Genomic DNA, 24161 nt, shown 5'->3' on the forward strand with positions numbered 1-24161 from the left:
AAGCTTAGCGCGTCAGATCGTCAAAGAACTTCTTCACACCGTCGAAGAAACTTTTGGAGCGCGGACTGTTTTGTTCGCCGGTCGGGCCGCCAAAGCTGTCCTGCAGATCTTTGAGCAGTTGCTTCTGCTTGTCGTTCAGGCCCACTGGGGTTTCAACCACCACGCGGCACAGCAGGTCGCCCTGAGCGCCACCGCGTACAGACTTGACGCCCTTTCCACGCATGCGGAAAAGTTTGCCAGTTTGCGTTTCGCCCGGAATTTTTAGCTTCACGCGACCGTCCAGCGTTGGGACTTCAATCTCGCCGCCCAGCGCAGCCATCGCAAAGTTAATCGGTACTTCGCAGTACAGGTTATTGCCTTCACGTTCGAAAATTGGGTGCTGTTTTACCTGCACCTGAACGTACAAATCACCTGCTGGCGCACCATGTTCACCGGCTTCACCTTCGCCCGCTAAACGAATACGGTCGCCGGTATCAACCCCTGCCGGGATCTTAACGGACAGCGTTTTGCTTTTCTCAACACGACCATGACCGTGGCATTTGTTGCACGGATCTTTGATCAGCGTACCGCGGCCCTGACAGTGTGGACAGGTCTGCTGTACGGCAAAAAAGCCCTGACGCATCTGTACCTGACCAGAACCGTGACAGGTTGGACAGGTCTGTGGCTGAGTACCTGCCTTCGCACCGCTACCGTGGCAGACGTCACACTCTTCCAGAGTCGGAATACGGATCTCTTTGGTGACGCCACGCACGGCTTCTTCCAGAGTGAGATCCATGTTGTAACGTAAATCAGCACCACGTGAGGCGCGCTGACGACCACGACCGCCGCCAAAGATATCGCCAAACACGTCACCAAAGATATCGCTGAAGTCAGCCCCGCCGCCAAAACCGCCGCCGCCGCCCATGCCGCCTTGCTCAAACGCAGCATGACCGTACTGATCGTAAGCCGCACGTTTTTGCGCATCGGTCAGGATTTCGTACGCTTCTTTGATCTCTTTAAACTTGGCTTCGGCCTCTTTATCACCCTGGTTGCGGTCCGGGTGAAATTTCATGGCCAGGCGCTTGTAGGCCTTTTTGATTTCACGCTCTTCCGCTGACTTGGAAACGCCTAAAATCTCGTAATAGTCTTGCTTAGCCATCTCTTTTTATCTGCCCCTAACATGCGTGCACGGGCGGAGAGGAAACCTCTTCGCCCGTGCCAGTAATTACCCGTTCAAAGGGCGATTATTTTTTGTCTTTCACTTCTTCAAACTCGGCGTCGACAACGTCGTCATCTTTCGCGTTGTTTGCAGAAGCATCAGCGCCTGCTGCACCAGCCTGCTGCTGTGCGTGCTGCTGCTGAGCGATTTCCATCAGTTTCTGGGAAACCTGTGCCAGCGCCTGCATTTTCGCTTCGATATCCGCTTTGTCTTCGCCTTTCAGAGAAGTTTCCAGCGCGGTCAGTGCAGACTCGATGGCAGTTTTGTCGTCAGCTGGCAGTTTGTCGCCTGCTTCTTCAACCTGCTTACGAGTGCTGTGCAGCAGATGGTCACCCTGGTTACGAGTCTGAACCAGCTCTTCAAACTTACGGTCAGATTCTGCGTTCGCTTCTGCTTCGCGAACCATTTTCTGAATTTCTTCTTCGTTCAGACCAGAAGAAGCCTTGATGGTGATCTTCTGCTCTTTACCGCTGTTTTTGTCTTTCGCGGAAACGTGCAGGATACCGTCGGCATCGATGTCAAAAGTAACTTCGATCTGCGGCATACCGCGCGGAGCCGGGCTGATACCATCCAGGTTAAATTGACCCAGATCTTTGTTATCAGCGGCACGTTTACGTTCACCCTGCAGCACGTGGATGGTTACCGCAGACTGGTTGTCTTCAGCGGTAGAGAACACCTGGCTGTGCTTGGTCGGGATAGTGGTGTTTTTCGCGATCAGTGGAGTCATCACGCCACCCATGGTTTCGATACCCAGAGACAGCGGGGTAACGTCCAGCAGCAGCACGTCTTTCACATCACCGGTCAATACACCACCCTGAACGGCAGCACCGATTGCCACTGCTTCGTCCGGGTTAACGTCTTTACGCGGCTCTTTACCGAAGAACTCAGCAACTTTCTTCTGTACCATCGGCATACGAGTCTGACCACCGACCAAGATAACGTCCTGAACGTCGGAAACAGACAGACCAGCATCCTGCAGAGCAACTTTCAGCGGCTCGATAGAACGGTTAACCAGGTCTTCAACCAGGCTTTCCAGTTTCGCACGGGTCACTTTGATGTTCATGTGTTTCGGACCAGTCGCGTCTGCAGTAATGTACGGCAGGTTCACGTCGGTCTGCTGAGCGGAAGACAGTTCGATCTTCGCTTTCTCAGCGGCTTCTTTCAGACGCTGCATCGCCAGCGGGTCATTACGCAGATCGATACCCTGATCTTTCTTAAATTCGTCAACCAGGTAGTTGATCATACGGCTGTCGAAGTCTTCACCACCCAGGTGGGTATCACCGTTGGTTGCCAGAACTTCGAAAGTTTTTTCGCCGTCAACTTCGTCGATTTCGATAATAGAGATATCGAAAGTACCACCACCGAGGTCATAAACCGCGATAGTACGGTTGCCGACTTCTTTATCCAGACCGTAAGCCAGTGCCGCTGCGGTCGGTTCGTTGATGATACGTTTTACTTCCAGACCTGCGATACGGCCAGCATCTTTGGTTGCCTGACGCTGAGCATCGTTGAAGTATGCAGGTACGGTGATAACCGCTTCAGTTACCGGTTCGCCCAGGTAATCTTCAGCCGTTTTCTTCATTTTTTTCAGCACTTCAGCAGAAATCTGCGGCGGTGCCATTTTCTGACCTTTTACGTCAATCCATGCATCACCGTTGTCAGCACCGATGATTTTGTACGGCATGATGGCTTCATCACGCTGTACTTCTTCGTCCTGGAAGCGGCGGCCAATCAGGCGTTTAATCGCAAACAGGGTGTTTTGCGGGTTTGTCACTGCCTGACGTTTAGCCGGCTGACCAACCAGAGTTTCACCATCCTGGGTATAAGCAATGATAGAAGGCGTGGTGCGATCGCCCTCGGCGTTCTCCAGCACACGTGCAGTAGTGCCATCCATAATCGCTACACAAGAGTTGGTAGTACCCAGGTCGATACCAATAATTTTACCCATCTAAACGTCTCCACTAAAAATTCGGTCATCATGTGGTTGTGAATCTGTAATAAGGGCGAAACGTGCGGTTTCAACTACCCTGAATCGTTTTTTTTCAGACTCACCACTGCGGTTGTCTACAAGATGGGGTCGTAACCCACGTCATCAAGGGGGGCATGAAAATTTTTTTTAGCACAGTGGCGATAAAATTAAGGTAAAAAGGCAGAAAGGCAAAAAAACGAATAGTTTCCAATCAAAATCAATTCACAAAACAAATCAAAACCAGCACGGTCATTCATATTAAAATTGTAATAAAAAGAAAAGATTACGACCATGAAACGGTTTCCCGTCGGCGGTAAGATGGTCTGATGTCACACACTTTTACAGCCGTCAAAGAGAAATTCCATGAAATCCGTGTTAACCCTTTCCACCAGCCTGCTTATGGGCCTGCTGCTGAGCAGCGCCGCGCACGCTAACGATCATAAAGTTCTGGGTATGATTGCGATGCCCCGCAATGCAACCAACGACCTTACGCTGAGAATTCCCGTTTGCCGGGTGGTGAAGCGCATTCAGCTCACCGCCGATCGCGGCGATATTAAACTTAACGGCGCATCCGTCTACTTCAAAGCAGTACGCACTTCCAGCCAAAGCCTGAACGTCCCGTCATCCATTAAAGAGGGACAAACGACCAACTGGATCACTATTAATAGCGATAATGACAATAAACGTTGCGTGTCTAAAATCACCTTCTCAGGCCAGTCAGTAAACTCCTCTGACATGGCAACGCTGAAAGTTATTGGCGACGATTAATTCCGCACATTTTGATTCAGAAGCCATAGAAAACATGCGGGGCAGACACGCGGTTGATGCGAAAGCCTTTGAACTGGAATAACCACTGCCGCGCCCATGCAGCAACGCCATCTGGCGATGGGTATTTCTCACCAGATCGTCCACCAAATCCCTCAGCTCCCGGCGGTACTTCAAATCGTCTGTCTTAGCAAAATGATCAACCATGCGTAAGCGTGATGCCCATCACAGGGAAAATAATTCATTTTCCCTTCGTTAGATCATAGACAGTGCCCTCTCCCCTGATTATCATGCCGCGCCCCGAAGACAGTGATCGTTATTTGGGGAAACTATTTCACCATTCAATCAATGATGATTTTGAGGAATTATGGGCAACACTAAGTTGGCTAATCCGGCACCGCTGGGCCTGATGGGCTTTGGCATGACCACCATTCTGCTTAACCTGCACAACGCGGGTTTCTTCGCCTTTGACGTTATTATTCTGGCGATGGGCATTTTCTACGGCGGTATCGCGCAAATATTTGCCGGTCTGCTGGAATATAAAAAGGGCAATACCTTCGGTTTAACCGCCTTTACCTCCTACGGTTCGTTCTGGCTGACGCTGGTTGCAATCCTGATCATGCCGAAAATGGGCCTGGCGGATGCAACCAATGGTCAGTTCCTGGGCGTATACCTGGGTCTGTGGGGCGTGTTCACACTGTTCATGTTCTTCGGCACGCTGAAAGCTAACCGCGCGTTGCAGTTTGTCTTCCTGAGCCTGACAGTGCTGTTCGCACTGCTGGCGGTCGGCAACATTGCAGGTAACGAAGCGATCATTCACGTTGCTGGCTGGATTGGCTTAGTGTGTGGCGCAAGCGCCATTTACCTGGCGATGGGTGAAGTGCTGAACGAACAGTTTGGCCGTACCATCCTGCCGATCGGTGAAGCGCACTAATCTGACGCTATCCCCCCGAACGGGGGGATATTCCTTACAAGCGCTGTAACTCGCCCTGCACGCTCGTATCGCGATGATAAATATCCTGTCGCAGCCAAATCCCCAGACCTAATCCCACCAGCGATAACGCCAGCACATACCAGGCCGGAGCCATTGGCGACACGCTCATTAACATCGTCACGGCGATTGGTGTCAGACCACCAAAAATGGCGTACGACACGTTGTAAGAAAAGGAGATTCCGGTAAAGCGGACCTCCGCCGGAAACGCCCGCACCATCACATAAGGCACAGCCCCCACCACGCCAACGCACAACCCTACCAGCCCATATAGCAAGAACAAGTGCTGAGGATGGCTGCCGGTCAGATGATAGAAAAACCAGCTTGAACAGGCCAGCAGCAGGCTGCCGACAATAAAGGTTTTGCTGGCGCCGACCCGGTCGACAATAAACCCGGCCAGCAGACAGCCGACGCACAGCATAATGGTCGCGACACTGTTGGCTTGTAACGTCAACGCCGGTGCAAAACCATACTGCTTCTGCAACCAGACTGGCGACATCAGGATCACCACCACAATCCCGGCCGATAACAGCCAGGTCAGCAGCATGGAAATGACCACCGCTTTTTTATGTTTGCTCACCACCGACTTCACCGGTAGCTCTTGCGCCAGCGCTTTACGCTGCTGCATTTCGAGGAAGATGGGCGTTTCCTGCAACCAGCGACGCAGGTACATCGCCACCAGCCCAAACACGCCACCCAGCAGGAACGGGATACGCCAGCCGTAGTCATGCACCGCCTGCTGCGTCAGGCTGGTATTCACCAGCGTCGCAACCACCGATCCCAGCAGAATCCCCACAGTCAGCCCGGCGGTCAGCGTGCCACAGGCAATGCCGATGCGGCGCTCCGGTACGTGCTCCGCCACGAACACCCACGCGCCCGGCACTTCTCCGCCGATGGCAGCACCTTGCAAAATACGCATCATCAGTAACAGCAGCGGCGCGAGGATCCCCATTGAGGCGTAGGTAGGCAAAAGACCAATCGCCAGCGTCGGTATCGCCATCAGCAAAATGCTCAGGGTGAACATTTTCTTACGCCCGACCAGATCGCCAAAGTGCGCCATGATGATGCCACCCAGTGGACGCGCCAGATATCCGGCGGCAAAAATGCCGAAGGTTTGCACCTGACGTAGCCATTCAGGAATGTCTGCCGGGAAGAAGAGTTCGCCAACAACAGCGGCAAAGAAGACGAAGATAATGAAATCATAAAACTCAAGCGCACCGCCGAGGGCAGCAAGCGTAAGAGTTTTATAATCCTGGCGATTCAGCGGTCGAGTGTGTTGTGACATAGCAAACCATGAGTCAGTGGAGTTATTGAATCTGTCTGTCGATATATGTAAAGCAAAAATTACTATATCGTAAACAATTCAATACTCCACTGTCATTGGCACTTATGTCACGATCGGGCTACTTTCAGGCGTTTGTATCGCGGATTGCGCTTTTAGGACGAAAAGATGCTACAACAGCCGGTGCGGTTTCCACATACGGCCCATCCAGTAACTGTATACAATACGGTACACTTGCAAAAATACCCGGCACGATAACCTTACCGTCGGCATCTTTCACGCCTTCCAGCGTTTCTTTGATCGATTTCGGCTGCCCTGGCAGATTCAGAATCAACGCCTGTTTGCGAATCACACCAACCTGGCGGGAGAGAATAGCCGTTGGCACAAAGTGCAGGCTTATCTGGCGCATCTGCTCGCCAAAGCCCGGCATCTGGCGGTCGGCTACGGCCAGCGTGGCATCAGGCGTTACATCGCGGCGGGCCGGACCCGTTCCGCCGGTAGTCAGCACCAGATGACAGCTCATTTCATCCACCAGCTCACATAAGGTCTGTTCGATGATCGCCTGTTCATCCGGGATCAGTCGCGTTTGCAGCTCAAAAGGGGTGGTAAGGGCAGATGCCAGCCACTCTTCAAGGGCCGGGATACCTTTATCCTGGTAAACGCCGCTGGAAGCACGGTCAGAAATGGAAACCAGGCCAATGCGTAAAGTATTCATGATTATTCCGTTTAAACAGTCTCGTTAAACAGAATGATACACTGCGAAGGGAAGGACAGACAGGTTTCAGAAGAGGTAGCGTGACCCATATCAGGGCCACGCATTAATGATTACAGCAGATCGCCGATCATTTTTTCCAGTTTACCCTGGTCTACAGCAAACTTACGGATACCGTCCGCCAGTTTGTCTACAGCCATCGGATCCTGGTTGTGCTGCCACAGGAACTCAGCTTCGGTGATGCGTGCAGGACGCGCTTTCACTTCACCAGAGAAGGACAGTTTACGTTCGATAGTGCCTTCGCTTTCCGCCAGTTCTTTCAGCAGTGCCGGAGCAATAGTCAGACGATCGCAGCCTGCCAGCTCAATGATTTCGCCGACGTTACGGAAGCTCGCACCCATCACCACGGTTTCGTAACCGTGCTGTTTGTAGTACTCATAGATTTCCGTTACGGAAACCACACCCGGATCTTCTGCTGGTGCATACTCTTTCTTGTCAGTGTTGGCTTTGTACCAGTCCAGAATACGACCAACAAACGGAGAAATCAGATATACGCCAGCTTCTGCACATGCGCGCGCCTGAGCGAAGGAGAACAGCAGAGTCAGGTTACAGTTGATACCTTCTTTTTCCAGCTGCTCAGCGGCACGGATGCCCTGCCAGGTTGAAGCCAGTTTGATCAGAATGCGATCGTTGCTGATGCCAGCATCGTTGTACATTTTGATCAGACGTTTTGCTTTCGCAATGGACGCGTCGGTGTCGTAGGACAGACGAGCGTCAACTTCAGTAGAGATACGACCCGGGACCAGTTTCAGGATCTCCAGACCGATATTTACTGCCAGTTTATCGGTCGCGTCGACGATCTGCTGTGCGCGGTCGTTGCTCTGCTGCTTAGCCCAGGCTACAGCGTCATCAATCAGCTTGCGGTATTCTGGGATCTGCGCTGCGTTAAGAATGAGAGAAGGGTTAGTTGTGGCATCCTGAGGCTGATACAGCTTCATTGCCGCGATGTCTCCGGTGTCGGCCACTACTGTGGTGAACTGACGAAGGGAGGTCAATTTGTCCGTCATGATAGCGATTCTCTTTAAACAGCTTGTTAGGGGGATGTAACCGATCTTCCCTGATGATAGCACGACGCACTCTCAGCGCAACCGCCTGGATTGTCCGACCCGCCGCTCAGCCCTGATTACGCATCTCACAGCTCGTGATGCGCAATTAAGGATATACCCATTGTTATGGTAAACTCCCGCAATCAATCACCTTATAAGGTATATACTGGTCGATAATTGGTAGCGCTTACACGGGATTATTCGCGCTTACCGGCATCAACAAGAGGGATGTTAATGCCTGATTTTTTCTCATTTATTAATGAAATACTCTGGGGATCGGTGATGATCTACCTCCTGCTTGGCGCAGGATGTTGGTTCACCTGGCGTACAGGGTTCGTGCAGTTCCGCTATATTCGCCAGTTTGGCAAAAGTCTTAAAAACAGCATCAGCCCGCAGCCGGGCGGTTTAACTTCTTTTCAGGCTCTGTGCACCAGTCTTGCCGCGCGCGTCGGTAGCGGAAATCTGGCGGGTGTGGCGTTGGCGATCGCCGCCGGCGGCGCAGGGGCCATTTTCTGGATGTGGGTCTCGGCGGTCATTGGTATGGCAACCTCATTCGCCGAATGTTCCCTTGCCCAGCTGTATAAAGAGCGCGACAGCAAGGGACAGTTTCGCGGCGGTCCTGCATGGTATATGGCCCGTGGATTGGGCATGCGCTGGATGGGCGTGCTGTTTGCCATCTTTTTACTCATTGCCTATGGCCTGATTTTTAACAGCGTGCAGGCAAACTCAGTCTCTCGTGCGTTGACCTTTGCTTTTGACATTCCTCCCCTCTTCTCCGGTATCGCACTGGCGATAGTGTCATTACTGGTCATTGTCGGCGGCATTAAAGGCGTTGCCCGCCTGATGCAATGGTTTGTTCCGATGATGGCGCTGCTGTGGATCGGTTGTAGCCTCGTCATCTGCCTTTGGCATTTCGGACAGCTCCCCGGCATTATCATGACCATCATAAAAAGCGCCTTTGGCTGGCAGGAAGCCGCGGCCGGTGCAGCCGGGTATACGCTAAGCCAGGCCATTGCCAGCGGTTTTCAGCGCGGTATGTTCTCTAATGAAGCCGGAATGGGCTCAACTCCGAACGCGGCTGCCTCGGCAGCATCCTGGCCGCCACACCCTGCAGCACAAGGCATTGTGCAAATGATTGGTGTATTGGGCGATACGCTAATTCTTTGTACGGCCAGCGCAATGATCATTTTACTGGCGGGTAATGGCACCACTTATGTGCCAATGGAAGGCATCCAGTTGCTGCAACGAGCCATGGTCTCGCTGACGGGTGAATGGGGGGCCGGATTCGTTGCCTTAATAGTGATTCTGTTTGCCTTTAGCTCTATCGTCGCCAACTACATTTATGCGGAAAACAACCTCATTTTCCTGAAACTGGACAACATCCGGGTTATCTGGTTATTACGTATTGCCACCGTTTGCACCGTCATTGGCGGTACGTTAATCAGTTTTCCGCTGGTCTGGCAACTTGCCGACATCATCATGGCTTGTATGGCCATTACTAACCTGACGGCGATTCTGCTGCTTTCTCCGGTTGTACATACCATCGCCAGCGACTATCTGCGCCAGCGAAAACTCGGGGTGCGCCCGGAATTCGATCCGCGCCGTTATCCTGATATCAGACAACAGCTTGCGCCCGATAGCTGGGATGAAACGCCGCGCGAATAGCGCGGCAATCGCAACCATCGATCAATTCAGTCGTTTTTTTTGCTAAAGTCGCAGTAAATTTCCTGCAAGGACTGGATATGCTGATTCTGATTTCACCTGCAAAAACGCTCGACTACCAAAGCCCGCTGGCAACGACACGTCATACGCTGCCCGAGTTGCTGGATCACTCTCAGCAGCTTATTCACGTGGCACGCCAACTCTCTGCACCGCAGATTGGCAAGCTCATGGGGATTAGCGACAAGCTGGCGGATCTGAACGCCACCCGTTTCCATGACTGGCAGCCTGACTTCACGCCGGACAATGCACGTCAGGCCATTCTGGCGTTTAAAGGCGACGTCTATACAGGGTTGCAGGCTGAAACCTTCAGCGAGGCGGATTTCGACTTCGCTCAACAGCATTTACGGATGCTGTCCGGGTTGTACGGCGTTTTGCGTCCGCTGGATTTGATGCAGCCATACCGTCTGGAGATGGGCATTCGTCTGGCCAATGCGAAGGGTAAAGATCTCTACCAGTTCTGGGGAGATACCATCACCGATAAACTTAACGAAGCGCTGGAAGCGCAAGGCGACAGCGTGGTGATCAACCTCGCCTCGGATGAGTATTTTAAATCCGTGAAGCCGAAAAAACTCAACGCTGAGCTTATCAAACCGGTCTTCCTCGACGAGAAGAACGGTAAGTTTAAAGTCATCAGCTTCTATGCCAAAAAAGCGCGCGGCCTGATGAGTCGCTACATTATTGAGAACCGCTTAACGCAACCGGAGCAGCTGACCGCATTTAACAGCGAAGGCTACTTCTTTGATGAAGAAGCATCAGGAAACGGCGAACTGGTGTTTAAACGCCACGAGCAATAGTAAAAAGGCCGGATGACGGCTAACGCCTTATCCGGCCTACAGGTTTTGTCGGCCCGCTATGCAAAGCGCCAGCGGGCGCAACCGTTAACCGCGGGTCATCATCAGCTTGCGCAGTTCAGCAAAATCAGCTGGCAGGTGATGAGAAAGCAGCGGCAGGTCCGCGCGTTCCGCCAGTTCTTTTGGCAACGCCAGCGTCAGGTCAAGAATCTCTTCAACGCTTTCTTTAAACTTCGCCGGATGCGCAGTACCAAGGAACAGGCCGTACTCGCCAGGATTCAGTTGGTCGCGCAGCGCTCGGTAAGCCACCGCCGCATGCGGTTCTGAGGTGTAGCCTATCTCATGTAACTCACGCATCGTGTCCTGAGTTGTCGCATCGTCAACAGCGGCATAACCCAGCTCATTCAGACGCCAGATTTTACGGCGGAACAGTTCTTCCACGCGCGGCCAGTTGTTCGGCTGGCTGACATCCATCGCATTCGACAACGTTGCCTGGGTCGCTTTCGGCGCCCACTCACCTTCTGCAAGGAAACGCGGAACCGTATCGTTAACGTTCGTCGCCGCGATAAAACGCTTCACCGGCAAGCCCAGTGATTTCGCCAGCAGCCCGGCGGTCAGATCGCCAAAGTTACCGCTGGGAACGGAAATCACCAGTTGATTACGCGCCTCTTGCGGCAGTTGGGCCACAGCCTCAAAGTAGTAACAGATTTGCGCCAACAGACGGCTGATGTTAATTGAGTTAGCCGAGTTCAATCCCAGGGCTACCTTCAGCTCTTCGTCATCAAACGCCTGTTTCACCAGCGCCTGGCAGGCATCAAAATCGCCATCAATCGCCACAGTTTCAATGTTACCGCCCAGCGTACAGAACAGTTTTTCCTGTAATGGGCTGATCTTGCCGTTCGGGTAGAGGATCACCACGCGCACATTTTTCAGGCCATAAAAGGCATGCGCAACCGCCGCCCCGGTGTCTCCGGAGGTCGCCGTCAGAATCGTTACCGGTTTGTCGCCACTGATGTGCGTCAGCATCTGCGCCATAAAGCGCCCGCCAAAGTCTTTAAATGCAAGCGTAGGGCCGTGGAACAGTTCCAGACAGCCGACATCCGCGGCAACCTGGGCAACCGGAGCCGGAAAGGCAAATGCCGCACGCACGCGCTCTTCCAGAATTTCCTGAGGGATCTCATCACCAATAAATGCGGACAGGATCTTCGCGCTGCGGCTAACGAAGTCCTGGTTCAGCATCTCATCCACTTCTGTCAGATTGAATTCCGGTAGATCGTGCGGAAAAAACAATCCCTGATTCTTGCCCAGTCCTTGCGTAACAGCCTGTGCAAAGCTGACCTGTTCGTTGTGATCTTTCAGATTATACAGTTTCATTGATTATCCCAGTACCCGTGCGCCCGCCGTGTCCAGCCGGCAAATATGAACAAAGCCTTCCTGATTTTGCAGGTAATTTTTACCCAGCCAATCTGCTACGCGCTGTGCCGTATCCGGCTTATCGCACAAAGCGAACAGCGTCGGCCCAGACCCAGATATACCGCTGGCCAGCGCGCCAATTTCTGCGACCGCCTGACGCGCCTGACTAAAGCCTGGCAGCAAGCGGGTACGATACGGCTCAGCAATGACATCTTTCATCAGCTTCGCGGCCAGAAGAGGCTGACGGGAATAGCAGGCATGGATGAATCCCGCCAGATGCCGCCCGTGAGCGATACAGTCCTGACGGCGATACTGCGCTGGGAGAATCGCCCGCGCTTCTGCCGTCGACACTTTAATCCCCGGATACGCCAGTACCCACAGCCACTCATCAAAGCCTGGCACCTGCTGGCTAATAATGCCGTTTTCTTCAATCATTAACTGCATGCCGCCCAAAAAGCACGGGGCGACGTTATCGTAATGAATACTGCCGGAGATACGCCCTTCCAGCTCGCCCATTATCGCTAACAGGCGCGTATCGTTGAGCGGCTTGCCGCAGTGTTCGTTCATAGCGACCAGCGCCGCCACGACGGAACAGGCACTGGAGCCTAACCCGGAACCAATCGGCATATTTTTTTCCAGCGTCATCGCCACCGGAACGGTTTTACCCAGCTCCTGGCAGAATCGCTCCCAACACTGGTAGACAATATTTTCACGTGGCTCGGACGGCAGTTTGTTGGCAAAGCGCCCAAGGTTGTTCAGGCTGAACTGGTCAGCCGCCTCAACGGACACCACATCACCCAACAGCGAACCGTCCACCGGCGTTACCGCTGCACCGAGCACATCAAACCCGACGCTCATATTGGCACTGGAAGCCGGGGCATAAACTCTCACCATGTCAGACTCCTAACTTCCATGAAAGGGTGCGTAGCAGGTCGGCAAAGACGCCCGCTGCCGTCACATCGTTACCCGCGCCATATCCGCGCAGAACCAACGGTAACGGCTGATAGTAGTGGCTATAGAACGCCAGCGCGTTTTCACCGTTTTTCACTTTAAACAGCGGATCGTTGCCGTCTACTGCATCAATTTTCACGCGACAAACGCCGTCCTCTTCGATATTGCCAACATAGCGCAATACTTTTCCCTCATCACGGGCTTTCGCCACGCGCGCGGCAAAGACGTCATCCAACTGCGACAATTTCGCCATAAACGCGGAAACATCACCGGAGTCATCAAACTCTTTTGGCAGGACCGGCTCAATGACAATGTCAGAAAGCTCCAGCTCACGACCGGTTTCACGGGCCAGGATCAGCAGCTTACGCGCCACGTCCGTACCGGAAAGATCGTCACGCGGATCGGGTTCGGTATAGCCCATCTCACGCGCCAGGGTGGTGGCCTGCGAGAAGCTCATGCCTTCATCCAGCTTGCCGAAAATAAACGACAGTGAGCCAGAAAGGATGCCTGAAAAACGTTGCAGTTCATCACCTGCGCTGAGCAGATTTTGCAGGTTTTCAATAACCGGCAAGCCCGCGCCCACGTTGGTGTCGTACAGGAATTTACGACGAGACTTCGCGGCGGCAAAACGCAGCTGATGATAGTAATCCATCGACGACGTGTTGGCCTTTTTGTTCGGCGTAACCACGTGGAAGCCTTCACGCAAGAAGTCGGCATATTGATCCGCTACCGCCTGGCTTGACGTACAGTCGACAATCACCGGATTGAGCAGATGGTATTCTTTCACCAGACGAATTAAGCGCCCAAGGTTGAAAGGCTCTTTCGCGCTCTCCAGCTCCGACTGCCAGTTTTCCAGATTCAGACCGTGGACGTTGGTCAGCAGAGCCTTCGAGTTCGCCACGCCGCACACGCGCAGATCGATATGCTTCTTTTTGAGCCAGGTTTGCTGACGTTTAAGCTGCTCCAGCAGCGCACCGCCCACGCCGCCTACGCCAATCACAAACACTTCAATCACCTGGTCGGTGTTGAACAGCATCTGATGGGTCACGCGTACGCCGGTGGTCGCGTCATCGTTATTCACCACCACCGAAATAGAACGCTCAGACGAGCCCTGGGCGATCGCTACAATATTGATGTTGGCCCGAGCCAGCGCGGCAAAGAACTTCGCCGAGATGCCGCGCAGGGTGCGCATACCATCGCCAACAACAGAGATGATGGCCAGACGCTCAGTCACCGCCAACGGCTCCAGCAGGCCTTCTTTCAGCTCGAGGTAGAATTCATCCTGCATGGCGCGTTGTGCACGCGTGCAGTCGCCCTGCGGGACGCAGAAGCTGATGCTGTATTCAGAAGAAGATTGGGTGATCAGCACTACCGAGATGCCCGCACGCGACATCGCGGCAAAAACGCGCGCCGCCATGCCCACCATGCCTTTCATTCCAGGGCCGGAAACGCTAAACATCGCCATGTTATTGAGGTTAGAAATACCTTTTACCGGCAAATCATCGTCATCACTGCTGGCACCGATCAGCGTACCGGGCGCTTGCGGATTGCCGGTATTTTTAATCAGGCACGGGATCTGGAACTGGGCAATAGGGGTAATGGTGCGCGGGTGCAGCACTTTAGCCCCGAAGTAAGAAAGCTCCATCGCTTCCTGATAAGACATCGACTTAAGCAGTCGGGCGTCGGGTACCTGACGCGGATCGCAAGTATATACGCCGTCGACATCGGTCCAGATTTCACAACAATCGGCACGCAAACAGGCGGCCAGTACGGCGGCAGAGTAGTCAGAGCCATTACGCCCCAACACCACTAACTCACCTTTTTCATTTCCAGCAGTAAACCCTGCCATCAGAATCATGTGGTCCGCAGGAATACGGCTGGCGGCGATGCGGCGCGTAGATTCGGCGATATCAACGGTAGATTCGAGGTAATGGCCGACAGCCAGCAATTTCTCCACCGGGTCGATGACCGTCACATTATGCCCGCGAGCTTCCAGCAGGCCGGCCATGATAGCAATCGACATTTTTTCACCACGGCAGATAAGCGCGGCATTGATACTGTCCGGGCACTGTCCCAGCAGGCTGATGCCGTGCAGGACGTGCTTAATCTGGGCAAATTCTTGTTCAACAAAGGCTTTGAGCTGCGCCAGCGGAAAACCTGGTTGCTCGGCGGCAAGACCCACCAGCAGCTCGGAGAAAATGCGTTCGGCGTCGCTGATATTAGCTAAAGCATCCTGACCACCGATGGTCTTCTCAATCATTGCCACCAGATGGTTGGTAATTTTTGCGGGGGCAGAGAGAACGGTCGCGACCTGCCCCTGTCTGGCATTGCTTTCCAGAATATCGGCAACCCGCAGAAAGCGCTCTGCATTTGCCACTGATGTACCGCCGAACTTCAACACTCGCATGGTTTACCTCATTGCCTTTGGTCGAAAAAAAAGCCCGCACTGTTTAGGTGCGGGCTTTTTCTTGTGTTTCCTGTACGCGTCAGCCCGCACCGTTACCTGTGGTAATGGTGATGGTTGTAGTAATGGTGATGCTGATGCGTTTCATGATGTTGTGTGCTCTGTAATTATTTATTATCTGTCCTGTATTCTTTTAGGGTTAAAGTATCTGCTGACCTAAGTCAATAAATTTTTAAATTGATCACATTCCGAAACTTGTTCATGAGCAACTGCTTGCCCTTTTACTTTCAACCAATACAGCATGTCGAGCCCACTTGAACCAAGAACAAAACACTACACAACAAAAATTGTTCAACATTTTATTTTGTGATGTTTTTTTTCAATATCATGTAAAAAACGGTGCAACATTGCCGTGTCTCGCTGCCCCAACAGACCCATTCGCTGTTGCAACCAGTCCGTCAGCTTGATGTCGTCAGAAACGTTCAGCGTGGCTAATAAACGCAAAACGCGTGCACGCAATGCCTGCAGCTGAAGTTCATCCGTCACCTCAACGTTTTTGGCTGGTTGTTGTATTAAACCTGCTAATTGATAGCAATACACCATCACCGCCTGCCCCAAATTGAGTGAAGGATAGTCAGCGACCATCGGTACACCAGTGAGTACATCTGCCAGCGCTAATTCTTCATTGGTCAGCCCCGAATCTTCACGACCAAACACCAGCGCGGCATGTTCCATCCACGTGGATTTCTCCTGTAACAGGGGAACCAGTTCGACCGGGGTGGCGTAATAATGGAACTTCGCCCGGCTACGCGCGGTGGTCGCAACGGTAAAATCAACGTCGTGAAGCGCATCGGCTAACGTTGGAAAAACGTTAATATTATCAATAATGTCGCCCGATCCATGCGCGACCCATCGCGTGGCGGGTTCCAGGTGCGCCTCGCTGTCAACGATACGTAATTGAGTGAATCCCATGGTCTTCATCGCACGGGCAGCCGCACCAATATTTTCCGCTCTGGCAGGGGCAACCAGAATAATTGTTAAACGCATTTCGATACTCTTTTTGGTCAGTCTGCAAGTAATAATGTGACGCACGTCAACATATTACGCAGCGCAAATTTACATTTTTTTAACAGAAGTCACTGAAAAAGGATTTCGCATCCGGTAAAAAATGCTAAACTATTTCCAAACTGTACTATTGCTTTTTATGTTAACAAAAGTTGTATATCCCTCTGTTTATCCATGATAATTTATTTTAAAATGGATCGCATTGGTTGGATTCATTACATTTATTAATTAGCTCGTGCAACTAGTTGTAATATTGCAATTTTGTGATGAAAGCAAACATTTGGATACGTTGATTTCATCAAACTGTTAACGTGCTACAATTGAACTTGATATATGTCAACGAAGCGTAGTTTTATTGGGTGTCCGGCATGTCTTAGCCTGTTATGTTGCTGTTAAAATGGTTAGGATGACAGCCGTTTTTGACACTGTCGGGTCCAGAGGGAAACTACCCACGACCAAGCTAATGATGTTGTTGACGTTGATGGAAAGTGCATCAAGAACGCAATTACGTACTTTAGTCATGTTACGCCGATCATGTTAATTTACGGCATGCATCAGGCAGGTCAGGGACTTTTGTACTTCCTGTTTCGATTTAGTTGGCAATTTAGGTAGCAAACATGCAGACCCCGCACATTCTTATCGTTGAAGACGAGTTAGTAACACGCAACACGTTGAAAAGCATTTTCGAAGCAGAAGGCTATGATGTATTCGAAGCGACAGATGGCGCGGAAATGCATCAGATTCTCTCTGAATATGACATCAACCTTGTGATTATGGATATCAATCTGCCTGGGAAAAATGGCCTCCTGTTAGCGCGCGAACTTCGCGAACAAGCTAACGTTGCGCTGATGTTCCTGACGGGCCGTGATAACGAAGTCGATAAAATTCTCGGCCTCGAAATCGGCGCAGACGATTACATCACCAAGCCGTTTAACCCGCGCGAACTGACTATCCGTGCTCGTAACCTGCTGTCCCGTACCATGAACCTGGGTACTGTCAGCGAAGAACGCCGTAGCGTCGAAAGCTACAAGTTCAACGGCTGGGAGCTGGACATTAACAGCCGCTCTCTGATTGGTCCTGACGGCGAGCAGTATAAACTGCCACGCAGCGAATTCCGTGCAATGCTTCACTTCTGTGAGAATCCGGGCAAAATCCAGTCTCGCGCAGAACTGCTGAAAAAAATGACCGGTCGTGAACTGAAGCCGCATGACCGTACCGTTGACGTGACTATCCGCCGCATTCGTAAACATTTCGAATCTACGCCGGATACGCCAGAAATCATCGCCACCATTCACGGTGAAGGCTACCGTTTCTGCGGCGACCTGCAGGATTAATTCAATCCTCACAGGTAAAAAAACGGCGCGTTATGCGCCGTTTTTCATTTCCCCACCGCCCTATTTCCATAGGCGAAACTCGTCACTCTGCGCAGGCAGAGGCTCCGGAATTTCTGTCGGCTTTGGTTTTGGCTGTGCCAGCGAGTGCCAGTCAAGATGACGCGTCAGGAACATCACGCCACACAACGCGACCAACAGCACGCCGGTTCCCAGCAGTAAAGAGCTGTCCTGTGAACGTAGCAGCACCCACATCACCCCATCCAACCCCAGCAGCGCCACGGTGAATAAAATACTGTTCCGCCAACTCTGTAATATCGCCTGCAGATACACCCCGTTCATTAACGCGCCTACCAGGCTTGCCGTAATCCACGCCGCCGTAAACCCAATGTGCTCAGACAATGCCAGCAGCAGCAGATAAAACATCACCAGCGATAGCCCCATCAGCAGATACTGCATCGGGTGCAGACGCAGGCTGGTCATACTTTCAAGCACGAAGAAAGACATAAAGGTCAGTACAATCAGCAGGATGGCATACTTGGTAGCCCTGTCCGTTAACTGATACTGATCCGCTGGCGTGGCGACGGCAACGCTAAATGCAGGCATTCCCTTCCAGCCAATCTTTTCGCCATCAAAGCGTTCGCCGAGGTTATTCGCGAACCAGCTGCTCTGCCACTGGGCCTTAAATCCTGATTCGCTGATTTCGCGCTTCGCCGGGAGGAAATCCCCCAGAAAGTTGGGATGCGGCCAGTTGCTGGTTAAAGTCATTTCACTGTTACGGCCAACCGGAACAACGGAGAAATCTCCGGTTCCGCTCAAATTCAACGACAACACCATGCTCAGGTTTTGCTCCGCCCAGCTCGCGTCAGGTAGCGGTATGTGGATCCCTTGAGCTCCCCCATCCAGCCCCGTCCCTGGCTCAACGGCCAGCGATTCCCCATTGACCTGCGGCGCTTGCACCACGCCGATCCCGCGCGCATCCCCCACGCCAACCACGATAAACGGTTTGCCGACGCTGACGTTGGGATGGTTTAAATCACGCAAGCGTTCAGCGTTAAACTCGGCCTTCACCGAGAGATCATTGTGCCAGACCTGGCCTTCGTAAATACCGATTTTACGCGCTTCAACGTTCTGATTCCCCTCAACCACCAACGACTCCGGCAGCCAGAAATGGATATAGCTGCGCTTACGCTGGATCTGTTTGTCGCCTTCCAGCTCGATATACAGTTCCGTCACCGGGACGGCAATCAGCGGCCCGACCATCTTTTGCGGCCCACTGGTGCTCTGACGAATAGCATCTTCGACTTCATCACGATAATCCGATCGCTCAACGATTATCTGCCTGACCATCGTCAGTGGAATTAACAGCAGTAATATTGCGCCGCCTAAGGTGACAATTTTCCAAAACAGGGGTGATTTAAACATAGCGTTCTCCTTTGCAATATCAGCAAGGTAGAACAGCTATGTGCGGAGAATTTGAAGTTATGTGAAGTGACGGTGAAGCGTAAACGAGGCCTGGGCGCCGCCCTCTGGTCGGTTAGATAATGTCACCGTACCTTCATGCAGTCGTGCAACTTCATTGACAAACGCCAGCCCCAAACCGCTGCTCTTGTGTCCATTCTCGCGGGGCAGCGAGTAGAAGCGCTCAAAAATACGCGGCAACGCAAAATCAGGGATCCCGCTACCGCTGTCGGTAACCTGCAATGTGACCAGCTCCTCCTGCTGATGCGCGCTCAACGTAATCGTCCCACCCTGTGGCGTGAAGTCGATAGCGTTGTCGAGCAAGTTCCCCAATGCCTGCTCCAGCAGCGCGGGATCGGCAGCGACGCTAAGCGATGAAGGCAGAATGGTCAGCGTAATGTTTTTTGCCGCCAGTTGCACGCTACGCGCCTCTTTGAGCTGAGCAAAAAGCGTATCTACCTCCACCGCCGTCAACGTAATGTCCTGTCGATTCTCCAGTCGCGCCTGGCGCAGCAAAGTTTCGACCAGCGCCTGCATACGCGCATTTTGCGTCAGAATATTATCGGTAAAACGCGCTACCACGTTTGGCGGCGGGCCTTCGCGCAATATCTCTGCCGCGCCACGAATAGCCGCCAGCGGACTTTTCAGCTCATGCGTTAACGCGTAGACATACTGCTCAATGTAGTTCTTGCCTTCGAGCTTCAGGCGCATACTTTCCAGCGCCTGCGCCAGTTTGCGTAACTCGCTGCTGCCTAAATCAGGCAGTGGGACGGGGCGATTCTCGGTAACGGAGTCGGCATAACGCGCCAGCCGGGCAATGGATCGGTTTATCCACCATACCATCCCGAAGCCAATCACCAGGGCAATGCCCAGCAATACGGCGCTGGCCCACAGCATTCGCCGTTCACTGCGTTTAATCACCGGTGCCATCGCCGCATTTGGTTTGCCGACACTGAGCACGCCGATAATACGCCCACCGTCTACGATCGGCGCGGCAACGTACATCACCGAGCTTTCCGGATCGTTCGGGTTTTGCGGCGTGCTGCGGGCGCCATACTGCCCACGCAGCGTTAACCACACATCGTTCCAGCGGGAGTAGTCCTGACCGACGGCCTGGTTAGCTGAATCAAACAACACCTTGCCCTGCGCGTCCGTCATGTAGACATGGTATTCATTACGCACTTTGTTAATGCCGCTGATGTTGGCATTAAATGGGCGGTTATGCAGCTGCGCAAATGCCTGCGCCAGCTTGCCGTTAGCCGGTGAGTCAGAGAGCACGTCATCACGCGCCAGTGCAGCCAGCAGCGTGGCGGTATCAATTAGAGTACCTTCGGTCGCCCGACGAACGCCTGGCTTAATTTCCTGCACAAAGATCGACAGAACAAACCAGGCGGCGACCGCGACAATCAGAAAATAGCCGAGCAGCAAACGCATGCCAATGCGCATCAGCAGTTCCTCAGGCTGTATCCCATACCGCGATGTGTATTGATGGGGGAAAGCTCCGGATTGATAGCCCGCAGCTTGGCGCGCAGCGTTTTGATGTGAGTATCAACCGTTCTGTCAAAGGTATCCTGCGCGTCTGCCCAGACTAAATCCATCAGCTGCTGGCGAGAGTAAATACGTCCCGGCGACATCAGCAATGTTTTCAGCAGCAGGAATTCATAACGCGTCAGGTTCAACGGCATGCTGAACCAGGTAATCTGCGCGGCCAGCTCATTAAGTTCAAAATCCCCACAGCGTGTCATCGATGAAGGCGTGGAGAATTTTTGCACCCGCCGCAGCAGCGTACGCACACGAGCGCACACCTCGCGCGGCGAGAAAGGCTTGGCAACATAGTCATCTGCGCCAATTTCCAGCCCCAACAGGCGATCCACTTCATCGCTGCGCGCGGTCAGAAAGAGGATCGGCAACGCCGGGTGGCGTTCCAGTAAACGTCGGCACAGTTCAAAACCGCTGATATCCGGTAGCCCGACATCCAGAATGATGGCATCAGGGCATTGCTGGCGAGATTTCTCCAGCACGGGAAATCCGCGCTCAAACGCCTCTACGCTAAACCCTTCTTGTTGCAGCATGTAGATAAGCGTATCAGCGATTCCCTGCTCATCCTCAACCAACCAGATCAACGGCTGTTGCATTGTGCTTCCTTGTTATTGCCGCCACGGCATGATGGGTACCGCACTGATGGCATTTTTGGGCGATCCATCGACAACTTTATCTGAATACGCCAGATAGGCCAGCGCATTACGTTTCGCATCGTAAAAACGCACGACCTGTAAAGATTTAAACACCAGCGAGGTACGTTTCTTAAATACCACTTCGCCCTGAGCTTTACCGTTCTTGATTCTGTCGCTCAGTTCTACCGGCCCAACCTGCTGGCAAGAGATGGCGGCATCGGAGGTATCTTCCGCCAGCCCCAGTCCACCTTTGATGCCGCCGGTCTTCGCACGACTCACGTAACAGGTCACATTGGTAACATCCGGATCGTCAAACGCTTCGACCACAATTTTATGATCCGGCCCAAACATTTTGAACACCGTATCGACAGATCCAATCTGCTCCGCATGGGCGACCTGCGCCAACATCAGCAGAATTGAGGAAATGACTAAGCTCTTATATTTCATATTGTTACCATTCTTAAAAGTTGTTCTGCGTAATTATTAAACATTCTAAGATAAAATGTATACAGATCACAGGATTACAATAATCACGCTTTCGTATGTCCGAAAAAAGCACTTATGAGCAAAAAAAACACTGAATGCTAAAACAGCAAAAAATGCTATTATCCTCATACCTGACGTCAGGTACTCGTTGTTGAAAGGATGAGGATATTTTATGGATCAGGCTGGCATTATTCGCGACCTATTAATCTGGCTGGAAGGTCATCTGGATCAGCCTTTGTCGCTTGACAATGTGGCGGCAAAAGCGGGCTATTCCAAGTGGCACCTGCAGAGAATGTTTAAGGACGTGACGGGCCATGCTATTGGCGCCTATATCCGCGCCCGTCGTTTATCGAAATCCGCAGTGGCGCTGCGCCTGACTGCGCGTCCAATTTTGGATATTGCGCTGCAATATCGCTTCGACTCTCAACAAACTTTTACTCGCGCATTCAAGAAACAATTTTCGCAGACACCAGCGCTGTATCGCCGTTCACCGGAATGGAGTGCGTTTGGTATTCGCCCGCCAATGCGACTGGGTGAATTTACGATGCCTGCACACGAGTTTGTCACCCTGGAAGATACGCAGCTGCTCGGCACCACGCAAAGCTATTCCTGCTCGCTGGAACAGATTTCAGATTTCCGTCATGAAATGCGTATTCAGTTCTGGCGCGACTTCCTTGCTCAGGCTCCGGCGATCCCGCCAGTGCTGTACGGGCTTAACGAAACGCGTCCGAGCATTGAAAAAGACGACGAACAGGAAGTGTTTTACACCACAGCACTGACGCCGGAACAGGCCAATGGCTATGTGCCGTCGGCGCAGCCTATCCTGTTACAGGGTGGCGAGTATGTGATGTTTACCTACGAAGGGCTGGGAACCGGCGTGCAAGAGTTTATCCTGACGGTTTACGGCACATGCATGCCGATGCTGAACCTGACGCGCCGTAAAGGACAGGATATCGAGCGATACTACCCGGCAGAAGATGCCAAAGCGGGAGATCGCCCGATCAACCTGCGCTGCGAATTCCTGATTCCGATTCGCCGCTAGCGCTGTAGTTCATCCAACGCAGGGGCGTCCAGATGTGAGATGTCCCCTGCCGTTTCAACGACCCATCCCGGCGCCAGCCATAAGCTTTCCTGGTAATCAACGCGAGAAATTGAACAGTTGCGCAGACGCAAGCGACGTTCAGCCCATGCCGGTAATCCCAGAATTGTGCTCACCAGGCAACCCAGCGCGATACCGTGGCTGACCAGCAGTGGACGACTTCCCGGCGGCAGCTCCAGACAGGATGCCAGCGCCGCATTGACGCGATCGCTCAGCTCCTGCATCGATTCCCCTTCCGGAATACGACCATCCACCGTGCCGTTCACCAACTGGCGACGCCAGCCCTCTTCCTCTGGCGTCAGCGTATCGATGTGACGTTTTTCCAGCACCCCCATATTCAGCTCACGCAGACGAGAATCATAGGTGATATCACAGCCGCAGGCCTGGGCGATGATTTCTGCGGTGCGTCGTGTACGACCAAGATCGCTACTGATGACATGCGTAATACCAAACGAGCGGGCGCGTTCTCCCACCTGCATGGCTTGTTGTTCACCTTTAGCGGTTAGTGGGCTGTCTGACTGGCCTTGAATACGTCGCTCGGCGTTCCACTGCGTTTCGCCATGGCGAACAAGGTATACCTGTAACATGCTTTTTTTCCGTTATACTGCGATGCGATGAATTTTCAAACTGAGCTTAATTATGCACAAGGTTATCTCTGCGACCACCAATCCTGCCAAAATTCAGGCAATTCTGCGGGCATTTGAAGAGATTTTCGGGGAAGGATCCTGCCATATTGAACCCGTCGCCGTCGAGAGTGGCGTGCCGGAACAACCTTTCGGAAACCAGGAAACGCGCACTGGCGCACGAAATCGCGTTGATAACGCTCGCCGCCTGCACCCGCAGGCTGATTTCTGGGTCGCCATTGAAGCAGGAATTGACGATGACGCCACCTTCAGTTGGGTGGTGATTGATAACAGCATTCAGCGCGGTGAAGCCCGTTCAGCAACGCTGCCATTGCCTACGGTCATTCTCGACAGAGTCCGTAAAGGTGAAGCGCTCGGCCCGGTGATGTCGGACTATACGGGTATTGGTGAAATTGGCCGTAAAGAAGGCGCAATTGGCGTTTTTACCGCGGGCAAGCTGACGCGCTCAAGCGTCTATCACCAGGCGGTGATTCTGGCGCTCAGCCCGTTTCATAACGCGATATACGATGAGTCATTGTAATTTGTAGGCCTGATAAGCGTAGCGCCATCAGGCAAGCAGCGCGCACCATTGCCGGATGGCGGCTTCGCCTTATCCGG

Annotated in this window: 23 protein-coding genes and 1 other annotated feature; of the genes, 7 read left to right on the top strand and 16 right to left on the bottom strand. The window is 52.7% G+C overall.

Annotated elements, in window-relative coordinates; genetic code table 11:
* Positions 1-4: 4 nt before the first annotated feature.
* Both dnaJ and dnaK read right to left on the bottom strand, forming a co-directional pair.
* Positions 5-1138 (bottom strand): molecular chaperone DnaJ, encoded by a 1134-nt coding sequence (gene dnaJ / locus OGY13_RS09785; protein ID WP_003829737.1) that lies wholly within the window; start codon positions 1136-1138, stop codon positions 5-7.
* An 85-nt stretch (positions 1139-1223) separates the two neighbouring features.
* Positions 1224-3146 carry a molecular chaperone DnaK gene (gene dnaK / locus OGY13_RS09790; protein WP_003829739.1) on the bottom strand — a complete coding sequence of 641 codons (1923 nt, stop codon included), beginning with the start codon at positions 3144-3146 and terminating at the stop codon, positions 1224-1226.
* A 384-nt stretch (positions 3147-3530) separates the two neighbouring features.
* Between dnaK and OGY13_RS09795 the strand changes: the two genes are divergently transcribed.
* Together OGY13_RS09795 and satP are read left to right on the top strand one after the other, a co-directional pair.
* Positions 3531-3935 (top strand): DUF2541 family protein, encoded by a 405-nt coding sequence (locus OGY13_RS09795; protein WP_057066993.1) that lies wholly within the window; start codon positions 3531-3533, stop codon positions 3933-3935.
* Between the two features lie 364 nt (positions 3936-4299).
* Entirely contained in the window at positions 4300-4866 is a 567-nt protein-coding gene (gene satP / locus OGY13_RS09800) for an acetate uptake transporter (protein ID WP_003829744.1), read from the top strand.
* A gap of 34 nt (positions 4867-4900) precedes the next feature.
* On the opposite strand, the gene OGY13_RS09805 is transcribed toward satP, so the two are convergent.
* The 3 genes from OGY13_RS09805 to tal form a co-directional block, all read right to left on the bottom strand.
* Positions 4901-6208, bottom strand: coding sequence for an MFS transporter (locus tag OGY13_RS09805; RefSeq protein WP_186413755.1), 1308 nt, complete (start codon positions 6206-6208; stop codon positions 4901-4903).
* Between the two features lie 124 nt (positions 6209-6332).
* Positions 6333-6920, bottom strand: coding sequence for a molybdopterin adenylyltransferase (gene mog / locus OGY13_RS09810; RefSeq protein WP_003018973.1), 588 nt, complete (start codon positions 6918-6920; stop codon positions 6333-6335).
* A 110-nt stretch (positions 6921-7030) separates the two neighbouring features.
* Entirely contained in the window at positions 7031-7984 is a 954-nt protein-coding gene (gene tal, locus OGY13_RS09815) for a transaldolase (protein ID WP_003829752.1), read from the bottom strand.
* 273 nt (positions 7985-8257) lie between these two features.
* On the opposite strand from tal, the gene OGY13_RS09820 reads away from it, so the two are divergent.
* Together OGY13_RS09820 and yaaA are read left to right on the top strand one after the other, a co-directional pair.
* The gene (locus OGY13_RS09820) at positions 8258-9688 is read left to right on the top strand and encodes an alanine/glycine:cation symporter family protein (RefSeq protein WP_020996236.1); all 1431 of its coding nucleotides are present in this window, start codon (positions 8258-8260) and stop codon (positions 9686-9688) included.
* Positions 9689-9765: 77 nt separating this feature from the next.
* A complete protein-coding gene (gene yaaA, locus OGY13_RS09825; protein ID WP_032942329.1) occupies positions 9766-10539 on the top strand; it encodes a peroxide stress protein YaaA in 774 nt (257 codons plus the stop codon).
* 84 nt (positions 10540-10623) lie between these two features.
* On the opposite strand, the gene thrC is transcribed toward yaaA, so the two are convergent.
* The 6 genes from thrC to yjjY all read right to left on the bottom strand — a co-directional run bounded on the left by thrC (position 10624) and on the right by yjjY (position 16891).
* Positions 10624-11910: a threonine synthase gene (thrC, locus tag OGY13_RS09830; protein WP_008786145.1), complete on the bottom strand. Its 1287-nt coding sequence runs from the start codon at positions 11908-11910 to the stop codon at positions 10624-10626.
* A 3-nt stretch (positions 11911-11913) separates the two neighbouring features.
* On the bottom strand, positions 11914-12843 hold the full coding sequence (gene thrB, locus OGY13_RS09835) for a homoserine kinase (protein WP_008786144.1): 930 nt from the start codon (positions 12841-12843) through the stop codon (positions 11914-11916).
* Position 12844: 1 nt separating this feature from the next.
* The gene (gene thrA / locus OGY13_RS09840) at positions 12845-15307 is read right to left on the bottom strand and encodes a bifunctional aspartate kinase/homoserine dehydrogenase I (RefSeq protein ID WP_191215183.1); all 2463 of its coding nucleotides are present in this window, start codon (positions 15305-15307) and stop codon (positions 12845-12847) included.
* 23 nt (positions 15308-15330) lie between these two features.
* Positions 15331-15457: a sequence feature (Thr leader region), on the bottom strand.
* Positions 15387-15452 carry a thr operon leader peptide gene (gene thrL / locus OGY13_RS09845; protein WP_032337689.1) on the bottom strand — a complete coding sequence of 22 codons (66 nt, stop codon included), beginning with the start codon at positions 15450-15452 and terminating at the stop codon, positions 15387-15389. Its footprint overlaps the feature before it by 66 nt.
* Before the next feature lie 198 nt (positions 15458-15655).
* A complete protein-coding gene (locus OGY13_RS09850; RefSeq protein ID WP_213752493.1) occupies positions 15656-16351 on the bottom strand; it encodes a tRNA/rRNA methyltransferase in 696 nt (231 codons plus the stop codon).
* 399 nt (positions 16352-16750) lie between these two features.
* Positions 16751-16891: a YjjY family protein gene (gene yjjY / locus OGY13_RS09855; protein ID WP_042998021.1), complete on the bottom strand. Its 141-nt coding sequence runs from the start codon at positions 16889-16891 to the stop codon at positions 16751-16753.
* A 95-nt stretch (positions 16892-16986) separates the two neighbouring features.
* On the opposite strand from yjjY, the gene arcA reads away from it, so the two are divergent.
* Positions 16987-17703, top strand: a complete 717-nt coding sequence (gene arcA, locus OGY13_RS09860) for a two-component system response regulator ArcA (RefSeq protein ID WP_001194359.1) — start codon at positions 16987-16989, stop codon at positions 17701-17703.
* 60 nt (positions 17704-17763) lie between these two features.
* On the opposite strand, the gene creD is transcribed toward arcA, so the two are convergent.
* Genes creD through creA form a run of 4 tightly spaced genes read right to left on the bottom strand, consistent with a single transcriptional unit; the run spans position 17764 to position 21782 of the window.
* Entirely contained in the window at positions 17764-19125 is a 1362-nt protein-coding gene (gene creD / locus OGY13_RS09865; protein WP_213752492.1) for a cell envelope integrity protein CreD, read from the bottom strand.
* Between the two features lie 57 nt (positions 19126-19182).
* Positions 19183-20607, bottom strand: coding sequence for a two-component system sensor histidine kinase CreC (gene creC / locus OGY13_RS09870; RefSeq protein WP_032942324.1), 1425 nt, complete (start codon positions 20605-20607; stop codon positions 19183-19185).
* The gene (gene creB, locus OGY13_RS09875) at positions 20607-21296 is read right to left on the bottom strand and encodes a two-component system response regulator CreB (protein WP_003829928.1); all 690 of its coding nucleotides are present in this window, start codon (positions 21294-21296) and stop codon (positions 20607-20609) included. The genes creC and creB overlap by 1 nt, the downstream gene beginning before the upstream one ends.
* A gap of 12 nt (positions 21297-21308) precedes the next feature.
* The gene (gene creA, locus OGY13_RS09880) at positions 21309-21782 is read right to left on the bottom strand and encodes a protein CreA (protein ID WP_003018998.1); all 474 of its coding nucleotides are present in this window, start codon (positions 21780-21782) and stop codon (positions 21309-21311) included.
* Between the two features lie 211 nt (positions 21783-21993).
* On the opposite strand from creA, the gene robA reads away from it, so the two are divergent.
* Complete coding sequence (gene robA, locus OGY13_RS09885) at positions 21994-22863, top strand: MDR efflux pump AcrAB transcriptional activator RobA (RefSeq protein WP_003829933.1); 870 nt, start codon at positions 21994-21996, stop codon at positions 22861-22863.
* Here robA and gpmB read toward each other — a convergent pair.
* On the bottom strand, positions 22860-23507 hold the full coding sequence (gene gpmB / locus OGY13_RS09890; protein ID WP_003019006.1) for a 2,3-diphosphoglycerate-dependent phosphoglycerate mutase GpmB: 648 nt from the start codon (positions 23505-23507) through the stop codon (positions 22860-22862). The genes robA and gpmB overlap by 4 nt on opposite strands.
* A gap of 52 nt (positions 23508-23559) precedes the next feature.
* On the opposite strand from gpmB, the gene yjjX reads away from it, so the two are divergent.
* Positions 23560-24084: an inosine/xanthosine triphosphatase gene (yjjX, locus tag OGY13_RS09895; RefSeq protein ID WP_213752491.1), complete on the top strand. Its 525-nt coding sequence runs from the start codon at positions 23560-23562 to the stop codon at positions 24082-24084.
* Positions 24085-24161: the final 77 nt, after the last annotated feature.

It is taken from the genome of Citrobacter sp. Cpo045, from assembly GCF_030332875.1.
In the GTDB taxonomy this organism is placed as follows: domain Bacteria; phylum Pseudomonadota; class Gammaproteobacteria; order Enterobacterales; family Enterobacteriaceae; genus Citrobacter; species Citrobacter portucalensis.